We start from the raw sequence: 14166 nt of genomic DNA, 5'->3' as shown, positions 1-14166 counted from the left end.
AAATATCCGAAGTCTCGTATAGCCTTCAATTACGACCTGATATCCCCGCTAGCGAAACGCCTTACAGTTTGTAGATATGTCTCGACCGCACCAGCAAACCAGTACCGCCAGTTCATCTGCCCGTTCAGGTCTTCGGACGCCCCGCGCAATGGTCAGTTTTGGAAGCGGAGCGCCTTCGCCAGCTATGCCGATCAACTGGGCGAGGACAAAAATTGGTTTGCATCACGAGGCTCGCCACTCGCTCTGGTGTAGGCGTGGGATAATAGGATCGAGTTCTTCCTGCTCTAAGTGTTTTGCATCAGGCTTTGCAAGGTACGCGATCAAATCAAAGAGGACCGATCCTTCAGCCTTGGCTACTCTGCTTGCCGTTTGATCTGGTTTACTACCGTGCTTTTCGGCCAAGTCGACGGTCATGAGGTGCGGGAGTAGCCTGCGGCCGAATGCTCTCTCAACTGTCAGGAAGATCCAGATGCCATCGGGATCGATGTCAGACCAGTGGTAAAAGGGTACGGCGTCGGGAATGCGACCGGCGATCAAGCCGAATGCCTTCTGAACTCCCGTCGACGGATAGCCGCCGCCGTAGATGACAAGTCCTCGGCGGTCCGGATCTGCCTCAGTCACGTGCCTGACGAAGCTCGTGTAGTTCTCTACTACGAGGACGTATTCCGGCGTGCGGCTGAAGCCGACGGTGCTGATGGCATCTGCGGGGACGCCGAGGAAGGATACGCCAGGTTGGGATGCTCCAAAAGTGATCGGTCCTGAAAGGAGGAGGGGAGGAGGCACCTTTTCCAGCCCAAGTGCACCGAGTGCTTCCCGGGGCGTGGCGCCCTCCGGGATGTCCGCGCCAACACCTCGAAGGACCTTTGCGACGGCTGCCTCCAGCCGTTCCAATGCTTTGCTATCGGAAACGGCCCTTCTGGAGAAAGTGCGATAGTCCAGTCCTAAATGTTGCCGTCTGTATATCGCTTGCGCGAGGAGTAGCGCTCGCTCAAGCGAATCTATGTCGCCGGGAGCAATGCCCGTCCACCGCCGATTTCTGGACCAGGCTTGAGCAGCTTCCCGCGCATGCTCAGCGAACGGGGCAGACAGCTCGGTCCGACGAAATAGATCCTCGAGCGCTGACGCCGAGCGCTCGCTGGAAGGTATTCGTTCGACGAAACAGTAGAGCCTCGCCACGTCGGCGATGCGCACGAACTTGATTTCGCCGGCTCGCCGGCGCCCCATCTCCATTCGAAGCTCGATTGCACCCGCCCGGCTTGCCTCTTCCAACTTCTTCCGAAAACGGTCAGCCTCCACGATATTCGAAAAAGCGCCGTTGTCAGGATAAGCACGTGCGCCTGTTCGGCCGTCCTCGTGCCTATCCAGCAGATGGGAAAGAAGCGCAATCGGATCGGTGAATTTCACTCGGCTGCCATCCTACGCAGCGCTTCCTCATCCATAAGTTCGGGATTGATCCGCTGCAGCTCCTTGCGAGCTTTTTCCTTCACCTGAACTACTGTCGTTTCCGATTGTCCGTTGCCAATATTATCCACTTCGACGATGGCATGCATGTAGCCAAGCAAAGAAGGCCTCCGTTCTGGTGGTGCAGCGACGATCACCTGCAGGCCAAGACTCTCATAGAAACTCATCATCTGCCGCTGGTTCTTGCCGTCCAACTTGGCAAAGGCTTCATCGAAGACGGCGAGTGCCATTCCAAGTTGCGATCCCGATCTTCCTTCGGCGGTCCCATAAACGGAGGCCAGCGAGGCACCGATGGCCACATAGAGCGGGACTTGTTGCTCGGCGCCAGAGCCCGTGCCGCGGCGAGTTTCCCACCGTGTCTTATGCCCGGTATCGAGATTCTCCATGTGAATCTCGAAAACGAAAAAGCTCCGATAATCCTCAAAGCTGTCGAAGTCTGTATCGGGATCCTCCAGGATGCGCTTCACCTCGTCGAGCACGGGTTTGTGGGGGGAGCCATCGGGTATCTCGCCCTTGAACAGAAGATCTAGCGCATCCTCTGAAGTCACGTAAATCTCGACCGCTTTCAAGATCGGCGCGAACTGAGCCACTTGCGTCCTGCTGAACGAATATCGCTCGCCATGGAATGTGTGATTACGGAGGCTATAGTTCAGCGAGTCGATATCTCTCTTCAGTTTGGAGATGCGTGAGTGGAGAGAGTTGACGAACTCGCCGCGAAAGATAGACGAGACTCGCTCGGAAGCTTCAGCTGCCAGTGCTTCATGCCGCGTGAGCTCGTTCTCTTCGATATCGCGAAGCGTGGCCTCCACCCAGGGCAGTATATCCTTCAGGATGTCGCTTTCAGCTCCGACCTCCGAGCTTATGGGAGCGATGTCAAAATAGCTCCTCATGGCGGCCCGCACATTCCTGTCGGCCTCCATCATTCTGTCTTTTGCCTGTTTGGAGCGATCCTCCGCGCGCTGCCCAATCGCACGATGGATCGCGGCTAGTGCTTCGTAACGGGCGGATGGATCAGTTGGGATTTGTTTACCGGCGATCCTCTCCCGGTACCTGCGGTTGGCCGGGAGTGGGGCCGTCAAGCGCCAGTTGTGTTGGAACATGCGGCGGGCGAGATTCCGCGAATGGCGCGAACCCTCTTGGTTGGTAAGGCCCGTGAGCGTCTTTCTCGCGGTTTCAGCTTGTTTCTGGTAAGCGCCCTGCCTCTTCTGGATTGAGTTGAGCTCGACATTTCTGGCCTGGACATAGGCCTGCTGAACCTTCTTCTTCTCCTCAAGCTCATATAGGCGTTTCAGGTCGCCTTGATCGACCGCCTCCAGCCTGGATCGAGCCTCTCCTGCCAGCCTCTCCTGCGCTTGTGCTCTTTCAAGCAGGCGTGCAACTGTCTCACTGTCCGCAGGCGAAGCTACGAAAGCGGCGGAGCGGTCAACCTCGGAAAGGATGCGCCTGCGCTGGGATAGGGTTTCGATTTCTTCCTGCAGCACTTCCAACCGCCTTTTCTGCTCCAGGAAAAGTTGCTCCTGCGCCGCCCTACCGATCTTGAGGCGGTCGGCTTCCTCCAGGCGGGTCCCTCGTAATAGTCCATCATCATAAAGGCCATCAGCCATGAGGGCACGGCCGGGTTGGTTAAACTCCTCCATGGTGCGGGCCAGTCGCACATTGCCATATCTGCGCTGCAGGAAGGCGACTGCGTCTTTGTCATCGGACCTGAAAAGCGAAGGGAACCAACCTGACTCGACAGGATCTTTGTATCGCTCGAGCTTGTTTAGGCTGACCAGGGAAGCCTGGCGTAGATCCCGCCTGTTTTCTCTCAGGATCGTCGTCGCCATGTGGATATGGTCGCGATCGACGAAGATCGCTTCCCTATCTCGACCGAGAAGACCTTCAGCCGCTTGTCCCCAGTCCTTGTCGGTAAGGTCTATGATGTCGCAAAGCGCTCTCGGAACCATCCCGGCCATGCGAAGGAGCCTCATCAACTCTCGGGTATGGTCGCCGAGGTGAGAATCCCGTGAACCGGAAGCGGCCGCCTCGATAGATCGAGACAGCTTGTCGACCTCCTCATTCTTGGTATGCCAAGCGGCTTCCGCCTCGCTGCGCGCCCTGCCAATTCTCTCGGCGATGACGGGGAGCGAAGCCAGGAACGCTTGTTCGATCACTGTGGTGGCTTCCGTGTTCCCGCGCTTGACCGCCTCGGCCACCGCGGAGGCGTGAGCAGCCAATTCGCGGGAGCTTACATCACCCTTTCCGAGTGCTTCGGCCGCGGCTGCGATCCGCTGCATGTGCTTCACTCTTTCAGAGACCCGTTTGAGGCAATCTGCGGCGGAAAAGGAATGACTTTCGGCCATCTTCGTAAGATCGTCGATGCCCACCTTGGCTTTGATCGCTTCGATCTGCTTGATGATGCGGTGCACATCCTGGGTCGCTTCGGTGATCGAACTGTTCAGATCGTTGATTTCCTCGCTCTCTGCCAGAAGAGATGCCTCGGCTTCCTTGACCTCTTCTTCGAGTGCCCGCATCGCCGCCGAGGCCGCGAGGTACCTCGCCTTGCGACTGATCCAATCCTCCTCGACGTGTTCGTTGAGGGAGTTTCTAAAATCTTCCGCTCGCGCCTTGACCACTTTCAGGCGCTTCGCACGCTCCCGCATGTTCTTGATGGTCTGGTTGACTTGCCGGTAAGTCTTCAGTGACTCTCGCAGTTCACCGATCCTCATCGGAGACTCCTCGAGGATATAGTTCCTGACGAAGTCAGTTGCGGACAGGCCCTGATTGAGCGTCATGCCGTTCACAATCGCCTTTGCAAGCGCGGCGGCGTTTCCGGAAGTCGGTGCCGATCGTGGAACCAAGTCACGCATATATTCCCGGATGTGGTCCGTGGCGCTGTCGCGATGGTTTACGAAGCCGCCACCGCATTCCCTCTCCAGTGCTTGTCTTACGTCCTCCCATTGCGCGAATTCTTGCCGTCCTTCCCGCTCGCGCAGGAAATCGGCCGTAGTCAATACTTTGCCGCGGACGACGAAACGGCCAAGTACGGTCTCGGCTGGTTGTGTCTTCCTTGCCTCCATGGCGAGGCCTATCGTCAAGTCGGGCTTCACTCCATCGGCGTCGCGAAAACTAATCGCCACGTAGGTAAGGCAGGCTTCGCGCCGAAAATCGCCCTCTCCACGGGCACCGAGGCAGTACCCCTGTACCGTGCGCCTCGGACCGCTTCTGCGACGACTCTCACCAGCGACTGGGTTTAGGTTCATGTAGCGTCCGCTGGCGCCGGTGAGCACCACCTGGATCATGTCCAGGATTGTTGATTTGCCCGACGCGTTTTCGCCAAGGAAACCGACGTGGCCGCCAACCGGAATATCTTCGACAGTGAATGAATGCCAATTCACCAGCGTGAGATGCACGAGTTCCATCATTGCACTTTTTCCTCGACGGGACCGAGCTGGCGGGGCTCATAGTCTTCTAGCGCAACCTGCTCCTCAATGCGCCTCAACGCGTCGGATCCGGAAACAAGCTTGATTATCGGCCGAACCACCACCTCCCGATCCTGAAGGACACGATCGAACTCTCCGAGCCAGATCAGGTTACGCGCAGCAAGATCCTCAAGAATGTCTTGGAACCTGGACTGGGACACAAGCATCTTTGTGCCCCTTTCAGCCATTTCCCTGTATTTCTCATAGAGGACGTTAAATGTGGTCAAGACCGTCGCACGTTCTTCCACGTTGCCCTGGTTCGCTTCGTCCTGCCAATGAGCAGCTGCCACCAGAAGCACGATAGTTTCGTCAGCCTTCATTTTTGGGGTTGACGACATCTCCTCGTCCTCCAGCACGATCCCCGCCCATTGTTCGTCTTGCTCGCGGTGGACGCGGTAGCCGATACAATCAAAGAAATTGTCGATCACTCTTCTGAAGCGACTATCCATAATTACATCATAGACGGTCGCCACACCCCGATCTCCCGAATAAACGAATTGATGACGGAGGAGGTATCGGCAAGCTTTTCTGAGATCGGCACCCTTGTCCGAGCCATACCGGGATTCTAGCTCTTCGAACTCAGTCAGCATCGACGCCTCCAGCCGCGACAGCCCTTCTCCGGATGAGGAAGTTACCGCACCTCAGCCAATCGCTATCGTGCTCCGGTCCTTCAGCGTCATTCGTGATCTCAAACTCGGCCGCGATATAAGCCGGCAGGTCGCCGGGTTTCGTGAACCGTCGGATCACATCGAATGCAATGAAGGAATCCACGTTTGCTATCTCCAAGAAGCGCGCCTCTTTCGTTACTGCGAACGGAACTTGGTCACGCAGCCATCGCAGTAGTTGTCTTTCGTCTGGAATGATTCGTTCCAAGTATTGCTTCTTGAGTTTCTTACGCAGCGCCAGCAATGGATCCACCACTTTGGGTGGGACCGCCATTGACTCCAGCGCCTTACGTGGTTGCCGCGGTTGCGCGAGATGCCTTTCCGACCAAGGCGTACGCGTCGGTTCGACCGGGAGGGGTACCCAAGCGAACTCAGAAAGAGCGGGGCGCTGATCCATCACCTTGTGGAGCCGATGAATGAGCGATGCAGCCCGGCTTGAAATGCCACTGCTCCCTTGTTCCGCGTATTTGACCGTGTTGCGAAGTCGCTGTTCAAGCTGCCTGCGAAAGATGGCGATCCGATCGAACATCTCGCCGATGCCATCAAAGACTTCCTGAATCGACAGGAGGTCGCTCTCTGCGGTTCTAAGCCCGTTATCGAGGATGTCAGCCATCCCGCTCTCGATGTAGCCCCCGGCGATCGTATTCATGATTTCGGGATCGACAGAGATCGCGCGAGCCAAATCAAGGATGTGATCTTTGAATCTAAAGGGATGATTGAAGGTGTGAATGGCTTGGAAGTCCTTCAGGACCAACTCGCCGATGAATTCCTGAAAGTAAGCGTCTACTCTCTCACGCATGCTCCGCGATTCCATAATGGTCCGGCGGATTCGCCTCAGATCGGAGAGGATGGCCCTAAGCGTCTTGAGAAAGGCGGTGGAATGTTCTCGCGCTTGCACCACAGCATATGCAGCATCCACTGCGTCCTTTCCTGACGAGTCCGGCTGGAGTCTCGCCGCCAGTTCCAAACTTTGTTTCACATTGACGACAATCCCACCAAAGCGCTGGCTCACGTCGGATTTCAGGCTGGACAGGAGCTGCATGACCAAGCTTGCCCCCATGGGCATATCTACGGTCACCCTCAGGCCAAATTCTTCCTCTTCGAGCCAACCGGTCTGGATGAGTTTTTGGTAAGCAACGCTCGCGACCCGCAACGCTGTTTCCGCAGCCTCGTTCGCCTCCCCTGCGAACTTCAGACGCCGACGGCGCTTTGACACCAGGTCGGGAAGGCCTTCACCAACATCGTCGCCCTCGGCAAGAAGCTCAGGCTTTCGCTTGATGAGATCGTAGATTGCGTGGACAACTTCCTGAGGGGTAGGGAAGGATGCTCCACGAGAGAAGAATCGCTCGTAGGTATCTAGTAACGCCGCCTCATAGAGGAACCGGAATTTGCGCGAAAAGATCAGAAACGCGTCATCATTAAGATAACGAAAAAGTGCCATTTGTGGCGTTTACCCCCAAGCTGCCCGGTCATTTTTATGCCACTGCTTAGTGAGTCAAACAACCCGAGAAAGGCACGTAAAGAACAATATTTGACGGTTTTCGAAGCAACATCTTTACTTACCGGGCCGCCAATTGTCGTCTCAAGTGAGCTGAGGAGTCCGTCGGAACCCACAGAACCCAGCGCGAACTCCGGCCACAGCAACCGAGCCTCGGGGTGGCGAGCGAGACGTTCTCCGCGCCCATGATGACAGCGCACTCAAGTCCGGACGCGATGGCCGCTTTGCGCCGCAAGGTGGTCATTTGCACATCTGCGTCCCTCCACCAAAAAGCGGACATAGTCGCCGCCCTTGCGCCGATCTAGGCGGCCAACATGTCCTTTTCTGGTGCTGGAACGAGGGTTGGAAGGGGTCACAATCCCGAGTATTGAAGCTTCTTAGGTGTTCAGTCGGGACGGCCTTTGCTTTGGTAAAACTGATAGCGTTCCAGAAAGTAGGCATACGCCCGGTCGATGACTAGCGGGTCAAAGGAGGCCAGTCCAAGCGGCACCGGATTGCCGGTGGATGCACCGAGCGGAGCATGAACGATCGCCGCCACCATGACTCCGGGCACCAGCAAGAGCTCTAGTGATTTCGGGAAGTCCCCGACGCGGACAACCTGAATTTCATCGAACGTTTTCGCCGTGTACTGTGCAGGCTTGTCCCATGCGTAGAGGCAGACGGATTTCATATCCGGCTTATCACCGGGCAAGATGAGCGCGGTCTTCTCCTGTATCAAAGTCAAAAGGTCTCGCTGCTGGGTCGTGGCTCCCCACCTGCGGGTCTGCGGCGCGACCGCGTATATGTTCACCGGTACTTCAGTCACGTTGCGCAGACCGTAGTCGAGCACCGCCTGCACGCGCTCGATGTTGCCCGGCAAAAGTAACGAGCCTACGATCGGAATGGTTTTTCGGTCGGTTCTGGGTTCGCCAGCACGGCTGACCGCTTCCCTCCAGTAACGGATTTCGGATAGACCATTCCGAGTCGTAAACTCTTTCAGGAATTCCGGGGCCATATCGATCAGCGTTTGATACCCGGAGGCAGCGTCGAGGTGAGCGGCCGACGTCTGCTGATCTTTCACAAACAGAGCTACGGCGCGCTCGATCTCAGGTCGGTCAGCGACCTCGTGATCCATCCTCCACGAGGACAAGTCGATTTCAGCGGCGCTGGGATTGGACGCCTGGGCGAACGTCACGAAGCGAAGAGGCATCTGGTATCTTTCGCCCGGCGTAACCACCGGATCGATCGAATAGATGTCACGGCGCTCGGTCTTGCCGCGATCCGCTTGATCTGCGAGTTCCCTGAAGAATTGCTTGAAACGAGCCGGGACGCGCTCCGCAACTCGGCCTGTGCCTGCCGGGTCTTCTGAGGGCAGCTCGGGCAGAAGCCGCTCAAGCTCATCAAGGAAGCGTTTGACTTGGGGAGCTATCGCCATGAGGTCGAAACCGAACGAACGGCGTCGTGCCTCGACGGTGTAGATGGACGGCTGTTCGTCGTCTGCCTTGAAAAGGCCCTCACCTGATATCGTCAACCAGAGCTTTCCGGCCCTGCGCTCCAAATATCCTGGACCAATGGCTTCCTCCAGGACATACGCCATTTCGGTCTGGCTGTAGCCGAAGAAGGCGGCCGCCTCTTCGTCAGCGATCCCAGGGGCCGCTTTGGCGAGGCGGAGCAAGAACTCAAGTGTCGGACTTACCTGCCCCAATGAGGCCACCTTGTAACTAACCTCGTAAATGCGGCAGGGTAACAGCACATCAAAAATGTCGAGGTCAACGCGGCGATCTTCCTCCGGCGGCACCAGTTCGTGGCCCTTTAGTCGCAATAGCGGCCGACTAAGCTTTCCCATGGACGCCTCGCTTTTTCATTGAGCTGCCCCGAGATGAGTTTTCCGTTTCTCTGTCTGCCTGAGCTTCCAGTAAATCCTCCACCGCGATGACTGAAGCAACGCTTTCATCCGTACGTCGTCCAAATCCCGCCGATAATTGCCCCATGGGTCTGTTGGCTCTCCATCTATGGCGCGACCCAACGATCACTAGTCTGTCCATCGCGCGGCTCACAGCGACATTGATGCGGTTTGGTGTAACGAGAAAGCCATCCTTTATGGTTTTGACGCCAGATTCGATTCCGCCCAACTCGTTGTTGCGGACAAGCGACAGAATGACGATGGGATTTTCCTTCCCTTGATAGCTGTCGACCGTGCCGACCTTCACGTTCTTGTCTAACAGAAAAGCCAGCGCGGACTGTCTCAGCTTTCGTTCGATCAGATTGCGCTGCGCAGCATACATACAGATCACGCCGATGCCGACCGGGTGATCCTGCTGTGTAAGCAGCCATTCGCGAAACCTGTCATCCGCGTACCACCGGTCAAGCAAATGGACGACCGCATCGGCCTCTGCCGGATTGATCTTGCTCTTGGCTTCTCTACGCTCGTAGCCCATCGGGCCTAGACCATCGGTCTCCACCCATGTCAGCGGATACTTCAGGTCATCAGGCAGCACCTGGGGATCGACAACAGGTTCCGCGCGACCGGCGAGCAGCGTGAGGTCGGGGTAAAATACCTCGGACACGAGCTGACCTATGGGAGAAAGCATCCGGTACTGGGTTTTCAGCCGCGAGCCGGCGGCGAGGCCATACCCCGTCTTGAACGTGCGCTCGAAATCGCTTCGCTTGATTTCCTTTTTCGCAATTGAAGTGCGTTCCGCGACGAGATTGATGACCTCGGGCTTATGTTGCGGCTGTAGCTGCGCATGGTCGCCGACCAAGACGGCCCAGCGCGCAGCCTGTAGCGGGACCAGCAGTTCGCCGGACGTACAGCGAGCGGCTTCGTCGACAATCACCAGGTCAAATGCGGTGGCCGTTAAGCCCAGTGATGATCGACCGAGTCCCACGCATGTTCCGACAACGATCTGGCGTGTGCCGGCAAGGAACGTATCGAAACTCCGCTCGGCGCGAGACACACTGCCGATAAAATCCCGGCCCAGTCCCGCTATGGATCTCAAACGGTCGATCCTATCCGCACCGACCGCATGTTGCCGCGCCGCGCGTCGCGCTATGGCGGCGGCCGCTTCGTCCAGAAAATCGCGCCAATCATCCTCGAAGCCGGATTCTGGCAGCGAAATCTCGATGTCGAGCAGCGACAAGTGCTGTTTAAGCGTATCCTTTAGACCGTTGATCCGCTGCACCTGCGCTTCAGCATCGCGGTTCAGCTCGTAGATTCTTTGGACGACTGGCCTTACCGTTGTTTCGAGAACAACGACTTGCGAAATGATGTCGGGCGGAATTCCCAAAGTCTTACCCACCACGCCCATGCGCTCGCCGAATGTGGCGCCGAAGCGATCCTTGTAGGACTGCTCGACGCGGGAGGTGTGATAAGGGCGTAGGAGCGGGGAAACTTGCCCATCATCCATGCCGACGCGGAGCAGACTAGGTAACTCTCCGGTTTTGCGGAATAGAGCCAGTACCGATTCTGCCGCATTGTTTACCGCCTCATGCGACTGACTGGACAGAAGGACGTTCCGAACGAGCCCTTTGGTGATCGCATAGTGGGTAAGAGCGGCAATGAACTTCGTTTTTCCGGTCCCAGGCGGCCCCTGGAGCAGACCCACTGGCCGGGTATTGATGATTTTTCGAAAGGCTTGCGTTTGGTCATCATTGAGGCCGTACAGCGCCAATGCCTCGTCGCTCGCTTGCTGCTCCGCCATGTCCGGGGCCGCATCGGAGCGCGTATCAAAGACCGACAGCAGGCCGTTGGCGCGACCGTTGCCAGCCAGAATGCGGCCAACGGCGTCGGTCCGGCGCTTGAGACTGGTGCCCTCGAAGTGACTGAGAAAGCGCAGGCGCTGTCCAGCTTCAACGAGCCGTGGGCCGAAGGACCATCCGCCCTGTGCGTCGATGACAGCAATGTCTGGTTTCGACCGGTTCAGATCGAGATCACCGATGCGCCGCCAGATTCCTTTTTTATCCTGCTTCTGAACGCCCACGGTATCATTGCGGGAGAAGTCGAACTCACCGCTTTCCAGCTCCATGATGACCTTATGGCGGCCAATGCCGCGATCGTAGGCGCTATCAAGTTGGGCGACGCCTTCGGTGGTAAGTTCATTCTCAACCTCCATAAGTACACGCCACAGCTCCGGCACGTCGACGTCGGTGGTCGGCGTATCGCTGTCGGCGATCTCTTCGGCAAGGGCGTCTTCGGCCTCGTCCTCTTGCGGCACGAGATCGGCGCTTTCCGGTGTCTCGGAGGCGGCTGGCGAAGCAGGCCCAGAGATTTCTTTTTCGATCCTCGCCTTGACCAAGGGATCATTCAAGATGGGTTCCAGCGCCGATAGGTCCGTGACATCAGACCTCGTAACGTTCAGGGTTGCTCCGATCCTGTGGAATTCCTGTTTGGCCACGAGGGCAAGAAGCCACTGTTCAAGCTTACGCCTCGTTGCAACGGTTGCTCGCCCCTCTGGGTCAAGACGGACTTCGAGTTCTTCGAAGGCTCCGCGAATGTGGAGGGCCAGATAGCCACGATGAGGGTGACGACGGACGCGAAGAAAGAGGAAGCCTTCGTCAGAATCGATCGGGCCTGTCTGCTGGCCAGCGAGGGAGACCGAAATTGCTTTGTCGTCGATTGCTTCTTTTTGACCCTTCGACTGAAGCCATTCGATCGTCTTTGCCAATGATTCTTGTAACGGAAGGAGGGTGGTCAGTGCGGGCGGTTTCTCGCGGCAGTCCCTGATCGCGGAGGCAATGTCGGCCCCGTCCGCAGGATCAAGATCAGACGCGGCCAAGATTTCTTCGGTGATTTTTGTAAGTGCGAACCGGTCGCGCTCCATGCGGTTTCCGCTATCGGGCGCGTACGCGGAACTTACGACTTCGCCGTCGACACGCGGCGAATAGTCGAGCACATCGATAAGGGTCGGTTGACCTTCCTCACTGACCACTATGTTGGCCGGTTTCAAGTCACCGTGCCCGATTCCCTCCTCGTGCAGGGCATCCATGATGGAGACGAGGTTGCTGCACAAAGACAGGGCTTTGGTGGCGTCGCTAAACTCATGCCCATTGGCAAGAACGGTATCTAGCGCAGCGCCCTCGATCCACGCTTGGACAAGAACAAGACTGTCACCCAGCCAATGCACGCCGCGGACAGGAGCAATCCCTGTCGGTTTGTCGGCCTTCATGTCGGCAGCCCTACGAAGGAAGGAAAGAAGGCTTCCTCCCTCCTTCTGCCCGTCACCCCAAGCCGACTGTTTCCACTGCTTGACCAGGACTGGGATGTCATCCTCGACACTTCGCCATGCGTCCATACGGTCGCTTTCAATGACCATCTCCCCTTCAACGGGGAAAGTCGTGAATAACTGGCGTTGTGAGCGGATCGTCGTTCTGAACGATTCGAGCCCCGCGAATATTTCGTCAGGTGTTGGCCTCGACGCCGTTGCCTTGTTGAAAGATTCGAGGGCGATTGCCGCGTCCGCGAATCTCTGATCAGGGCTGATTTCCAGAGCCTCCGCGAACCAGTCATGGAGTGCGGCATACTCGTTTGCGCCATCGACTGTGGCCTTCCATTCCGCCGGCTCGCCTGATGGCAGTCGACCGAAAAGCAGCTTGTGCACCGCGACGCCAAGCAGAAAGACGTCCCGGCGCTTCGGACCGCTGTCCACGCCCAGCACGTCCTCGGGCACCGTAACTCCAGAAAGAAATTGATAACGGGAAGGCCCGAGGGATTTTCCTTCGGGAATACGCGCCGCCAGCAAATGAGACAGCCTGACCGATGTTGGCAGTTCCAGCCAGATGCTGTGGCCGCCGATATCAAGATGTGACGCATTCTGACGATGCAGCGCCGCAACGGACGATACGATCTGTCGCGCCAGTTCGATCTTCTGACCGGGAAGAGTCGTGGAAGCCTCACTGATGGAAAATTCATTGAGGCGTCGCATGCGGCGCCTGCGATCGTAAATTTCCCAGTAGTTGACTCCACGGTCGGGATCATCCAGCCGCGGCGTGAGAAGAGTTCGCTCAAGCTCCTGATCCCGGTCGCGGAGCCAGTGATAAACCTGCTGCTCGCGCCCGGCGATTTCCAGCCGGCCCTCTTCCGTCTGGAAGCGGCCATCGTTGCACTTGGTGAAGTCCCACAATCTCAAGATTCCGAGATTGTTCTTGTTGGCTTCGTCCGTCGCTTCATATTCCCGGTAGATGTCACTGGGATGCGCGTAGCTGAAAATATCCTCGGCAACATACCTCTGGAATCGACGCCGCCCAGGTTTGAACGGCGAATTGGGACCAACGTTAAAGAACCTGCTTAGCTTATCCTTCCAAAAACCGTCTGTGAGGGGCCTGTGGAGGAACGTGGCGAGAGGGTCGCCAAAGGTCTCGTTTAGCTTGCGCGTATTCGTTGCGAGCTTGATAAAATCATCAACGGCAAGGACCTTTTCTTTCTCCAGGCCATCGAGATGGGCATTGGTCGCCAGCCCCGTGAGTACGACAAGACCAACGATGAATGGCACTGGCTCGCGGCGGGTCTCAGTCCTGCTTTTCAGGTGGCTGGCCAGGGGGCCAAGAACCTCGCGCCCGATGTCGCCAATCTTCTGGACCGGGGAGGGGCCGCAGTCCCTGCCATTGTTGTGCCAGCGCCCGTCCCTGTTTTCGATCTTGCCGTTCCAGTCCTTGATGTCGATCAGGAATATGCGGTGATCGGACACGATGATGACGTCGATCTCGCGTGATTTCCCAAGACCCAGCGTCAGATCGAGATTCGTGAAGGCATACCAATTCGACGGCAGCTCCTTTTTGAGCCGCTCAAGGCCTTTTACCTCACGCGAATGAACGCCACGGCCGCAGTTTGTGACCTGCATCTACCCTCGCCCCCGTTTAACGGAGGGAATATAAACAGGTGTTCTCCATCACGGAATATCTTTCCATAAATGTGCTGGAGGTTTGGGAGAATGGCAGCTCATCGCAATTTCTGCCGCCAAAGCTGACCTGCGGCGGCCATTTCGCAATGTGGCTCCCGACGGTCGCTCTATCCGGCCTGGGGCCCAGTTAGGGGACTAGGGGAGTAAACCCGAAGACGGGGTCATACGGAACGATACGGTAAGACGCCCGGTTTCAGCCCACGAAA

Annotated in this window: 6 protein-coding genes; all 6 read right to left on the bottom strand. The window is 57.2% G+C overall.

Annotation, left to right across the window (positions count from 1 at the left end; translation table 11 throughout):
- Positions 1-222: 222 nt before the first annotated feature.
- The gene (locus tag RFM40_RS16100; RefSeq protein ID WP_320249881.1) at positions 223-1404 is read right to left on the bottom strand and encodes a Wadjet anti-phage system protein JetD domain-containing protein; all 1182 of its coding nucleotides are present in this window, start codon (positions 1402-1404) and stop codon (positions 223-225) included.
- On the bottom strand, positions 1401-4865 hold the full coding sequence (locus RFM40_RS16095; RefSeq protein ID WP_320249880.1) for an SbcC/MukB-like Walker B domain-containing protein: 3465 nt from the start codon (positions 4863-4865) through the stop codon (positions 1401-1403). The genes RFM40_RS16100 and RFM40_RS16095 overlap by 4 nt, the downstream gene beginning before the upstream one ends.
- Entirely contained in the window at positions 4862-5512 is a 651-nt protein-coding gene (locus RFM40_RS16090) for a DUF4194 domain-containing protein (protein WP_320249878.1), read from the bottom strand. The genes RFM40_RS16095 and RFM40_RS16090 overlap by 4 nt, the downstream gene beginning before the upstream one ends.
- On the bottom strand, positions 5502-7028 hold the full coding sequence (locus RFM40_RS16085; RefSeq protein WP_320249877.1) for a Wadjet anti-phage system protein JetA family protein: 1527 nt from the start codon (positions 7026-7028) through the stop codon (positions 5502-5504). Before RFM40_RS16085 ends, RFM40_RS16090 begins: the two co-directional genes overlap by 11 nt.
- Before the next feature lie 442 nt (positions 7029-7470).
- Positions 7471-8910, bottom strand: coding sequence for a hypothetical protein (locus RFM40_RS16080; protein WP_320249876.1), 1440 nt, complete (start codon positions 8908-8910; stop codon positions 7471-7473).
- On the bottom strand, positions 8897-13900 hold the full coding sequence (locus tag RFM40_RS16075; RefSeq protein ID WP_320249874.1) for an AAA domain-containing protein: 5004 nt from the start codon (positions 13898-13900) through the stop codon (positions 8897-8899). Before RFM40_RS16075 ends, RFM40_RS16080 begins: the two co-directional genes overlap by 14 nt.
- Positions 13901-14166: the final 266 nt, after the last annotated feature.

This window comes from Mesorhizobium captivum (assembly GCF_033977165.1).
Classification (GTDB): domain Bacteria; phylum Pseudomonadota; class Alphaproteobacteria; order Rhizobiales; family Rhizobiaceae; genus Mesorhizobium; species Mesorhizobium captivum.
The sequence above is the reverse complement of the archived record's forward strand: the minus strand, read 5'-3'. Positions and strand labels throughout refer to the sequence as shown.

What these genes read in the sequence shown, in the direction of transcription:
- RFM40_RS16095 (WP_320249880.1), bottom strand. Translation starts at nt 4,865, where the DNA reads ATGATGGAACTCGTGCATCTCACGCTGGTGAATTGGCATTCATTCACT.
- RFM40_RS16085 (WP_320249877.1), bottom strand. Translation starts at nt 7,028, where the DNA reads ATGGCACTTTTTCGTTATCTTAATGATGACGCGTTTCTGATCTTTTCG.
- RFM40_RS16090 (WP_320249878.1), bottom strand. Translation starts at nt 5,512, where the DNA reads ATGCTGACTGAGTTCGAAGAGCTAGAATCCCGGTATGGCTCGGACAAG.
- RFM40_RS16075 (WP_320249874.1), bottom strand. Translation starts at nt 13,900, where the DNA reads ATGCAGGTCACAAACTGCGGCCGTGGCGTTCATTCGCGTGAGGTAAAA.
- RFM40_RS16080 (WP_320249876.1), bottom strand. Translation starts at nt 8,910, where the DNA reads ATGGGAAAGCTTAGTCGGCCGCTATTGCGACTAAAGGGCCACGAACTG.